At 46.5% G+C, this 3640-nt stretch carries 2 protein-coding genes; both read left to right on the forward strand.

The window, feature by feature from the left end; genetic code table 11:
- Positions 1-92: 92 nt before the first annotated feature.
- Positions 93-2729 carry a phosphoenolpyruvate carboxylase gene (gene ppc, locus AB4653_RS15705; protein WP_170962733.1) on the forward strand — a complete coding sequence of 879 codons (2637 nt, stop codon included), beginning with the start codon at positions 93-95 and terminating at the stop codon, positions 2727-2729.
- A 347-nt stretch (positions 2730-3076) separates the two neighbouring features.
- On the forward strand, positions 3077-3616 hold the full coding sequence (locus AB4653_RS15710) for a PadR family transcriptional regulator (RefSeq protein WP_009848889.1): 540 nt from the start codon (positions 3077-3079) through the stop codon (positions 3614-3616).
- Positions 3617-3640: the final 24 nt, after the last annotated feature.

Here is a 3640-nt window from a genome sequence, read left to right on the forward strand (position 1 = left end):
ACTTAGAATGCTTTATTTGACTAGATACAGCACTTTTCGCTAGATTGTGTACTTAACAAGGAACAATGGATGTAATTTTTTTACGAGGCAGGATGACAATGAACGAGAAATACGCCGCTCTCAAGAGTAACGTAAGCATGCTGGGACGCTTGCTAGGTAACACAATCCAAGATGCACATGGTGACGTTATCTTAGAGAAAGTGGAGACTATCCGTAAACTTTCCAAATCCGCCCGCGCAGGCAACAAAGCTGACCGTGACAGCCTAGTTGAAGAAATCAAAAACCTGCCGAACGAACAACTCACTCCTGTTGCTCGTGCATTTAACCAATTTCTCAACCTCACCAACATGGCAGAGCAATACCATACGATCTCTCGCCACTGTGAGGAGCATGTTTGTGAACCAGATGTGCTGCAATCTCTATTTTCCAAATTAAATCAGAATGACATCAGCAAGCTAGACGCGGCTCAAGCCGTTCGCGACCTGAACATTGAACTCGTTCTGACTGCACACCCAACAGAAATCACTCGTCGCACCATGATCAACAAGCTGGTAAAGATCAACGAGTGTCTGTCTAAATTAGAATTAAGCGACCTATCACACAAAGAGCGCGTGAAAACCGAACGCCGCCTAGAGCAACTGATCGCTCAAGGTTGGCACTCTGATGTAATTCGTCAGCAGCGCCCAACGCCACTTGATGAAGCTAAGTGGGGCTTTGCGGTTGTCGAAAACTCACTTTGGGAAGCTGTGCCTGATTTCCTACGTGAAATGGATGGTCGATTAAAAGGTTACCTTGGTGAAGGCCTGCCAATTGATGCGCGCCCTGTTCATTTCTCATCTTGGATGGGTGGTGACCGCGATGGTAACCCATTCGTAACGCACACCATCACTAAAGAAGTACTGCGTCTGTCTCGCTGGAAAGCCGCTGATCTATACCTAGGTGACGTGAACGAGTTGATTACCGAACTGTCGATGACCAAGTGTAATGATGCCGTTCGTGAATTGGCTGGCGATGAGCACGAAGCTTACCGTGCAATCCTGAAGAGCCTACGTACTCTGCTCAACAACACGCTAGAAGTGCTTGATGCAAAACTGCACGACGCAGAAGTACCGAAGAAAGAAACTCTACAGAACATAGACCAACTTTGGACACCACTTTACGCATGTTACCAATCACTGCACGAATGTGGCATGGGCGTAATCGCGGACGGTTCTCTACTTGATACGCTACGCCGCCTAAAAGCATTCGGCGTGCATTTGGTTCGTCTCGATGTTCGTCAAGAAAGTACTCGTCACTCAGATGTGCTATCTGAATTGACTCGCTACCTAGGCATTGGTGATTACGACCAATGGAGCGAGCAAGATAAGGTTGCTTTCTTAACCAATGAATTAAGCTCAAAGCGCCCACTGTTACCACGCGACTGGGAGCCATCTGAGCAGGTCAAAGAGGTTTTAGACACCTGTAAGGTCGTTGCTGCTCAACCTCGTGAAGCCTTTGGTGCTTACGTGATCTCTATGGCTCGTACTGCCTCGGATGTATTGGCTGTACATTTGCTTCTACAAGAATGTGGTTGCCCGTACCGCATGGACGTATGTCCATTGTTCGAAACGCTAGACGACTTGAACAACTCAGAAGCCGTAATGAAACAGCTAATGAGCATCGATTTATACCGTGGCTTTATCCAGAACCACCAAATGGTGATGATCGGATATTCTGACTCAGCTAAAGATGCCGGTGTAATGTCTGCAGGCTGGGCGCAATACGATGCAATGGACAAGCTAGTTAAGGCTTGTGAAGAAGAAGGCATTGAACTGACTCTATTCCACGGTCGTGGTGGTACGGTTGGTCGTGGTGGTGCGCCAGCGCACGCGGCTCTTCTTTCTCAGCCACCTAAAAGCTTGAAAGGCGGCTTACGTGTAACTGAACAAGGCGAAATGATCCGCTTTAAACTTGGCTTGCCAGATGTTGCAGTTAATAGCTTCAACCTATACGCAAGTGCGATTCTAGAAGCGAACCTTCTGCCACCACCAGAGCCAAAACAAGAATGGCGCGACCTAATGGAAGTGCTGTCTGAAGTATCTTGCGAAGCTTACCGCAACGTCGTTCGTGGTGAAGAGAAGTTTGTTCCTTACTTCCGCCAAGCGACGCCAGAGCTAGAGTTAGGCAAGTTACCTCTTGGTTCTCGTCCTGCGAAACGTAACCCGAACGGCGGCGTAGAAAGCCTACGTGCGATCCCATGGATCTTCTCATGGAGCCAAAACCGTTTGGTACTTCCTGCATGGTTAGGCGCTGGTGAAGCGATTCAATACTCTGTCGATCAAGGCCATCAAGCGCTACTTGAAGAGATGTGTCGTGAATGGCCATTCTTCTCGACTCGTCTAGGTATGTTGGAAATGGTGTACTCGAAGTGCAACATGGAAATAGCTAAGTACTACGACCAGCGACTTGTTGACGAAGAGCTATTACCTCTGGGTGAGTTACTGCGTGAACAGCTGCAAAAAGACATCAAAGCGGTGCTGAATGTAGAAAATAACGAGAACTTGATGCAAAGCGACCCTTGGGGACTTGAGTCAATTCGTCTACGTAACATCTATGTTGAGCCACTAAACATGCTTCAAGCGGAACTGCTTTACCGTACTCGTAAGTGTGAAACACCACCAGCAGAGCTAGAAGAAGCGCTAATGGTGACGATTGCAGGTATTGCAGCAGGTATGCGAAACACTGGTTAATTAGTGATTCCATCTACAAAACAAACAAAAGGTCGCCATTGGCGGCCTTTTTATTTTGCCAAATGACCGCTAGTGAGTATTTTGTCAGTTTTTTGGGTTATTTTGTCCATGTATTCTACTTTATGCTTATTATTTAGATATACTACTGCTCCGCTGCAGAAACACTCCAAAATAATAATCTGCGGCACTCGACCAATAAACTGGTCAACCTAGGTGATAAACGGCTTTGTAAGGTGACATAACCAACGATTGAGTTGGTGCTACTTGAACATAACCAATATAACGTGCCATAGAAGCACACTTGTTGTTCAAGTATTTGTTTACTGTTTACCATTTGGATTTCAGACATGTCATTACCACACGTAATTTTAACCGTTTTAAGTACACGCGATGCTACTGGTTACGATATCACAAAAGAATTCTCCGCAAGCATTGGTTACTTCTGGAAAGCTAGCCACCAACAAGTTTACCGCGAGCTAAATAAAATGGCTCAGAACGACCAGGTAACTTGCGTACTTGAGCCTCAAGAAGGCAAACCTGATCGTAAAGTTTACTCTATCACCGATGCTGGCCGTGGCGCGCTAGGTGAATGGTTTGAACAACCAACTGCACACCCAACCGTTCGTGACGAGTTCTCAGCTAAGTTAATCGCTTGTGCTGTACAACCTTCTGATGCGTACCGTGTACAACTTGCTGAACTAGTAGAAGAGTCTCGCAAACTGGTTTCTCACTACAAAGAAATCGAAGCGGCTTACTACGCAACGCCATCTACACTAGACAAGCAAGCACGCCTAGAGCGTCTAACGCTTCGTCGTAACCTACTGATCCGTGAAGCATGGATTGTATGGGCTGACGAAGTACTGCTTGAACTTGGCGCTCTTGCTTAAGTTAAGCTAGAAACTAGAAACTAG

The organism is Vibrio sp. 10N.222.48.A3 (assembly GCF_041475345.1).
GTDB lineage: Bacteria > Pseudomonadota > Gammaproteobacteria > Enterobacterales > Vibrionaceae > Vibrio > Vibrio tasmaniensis_A.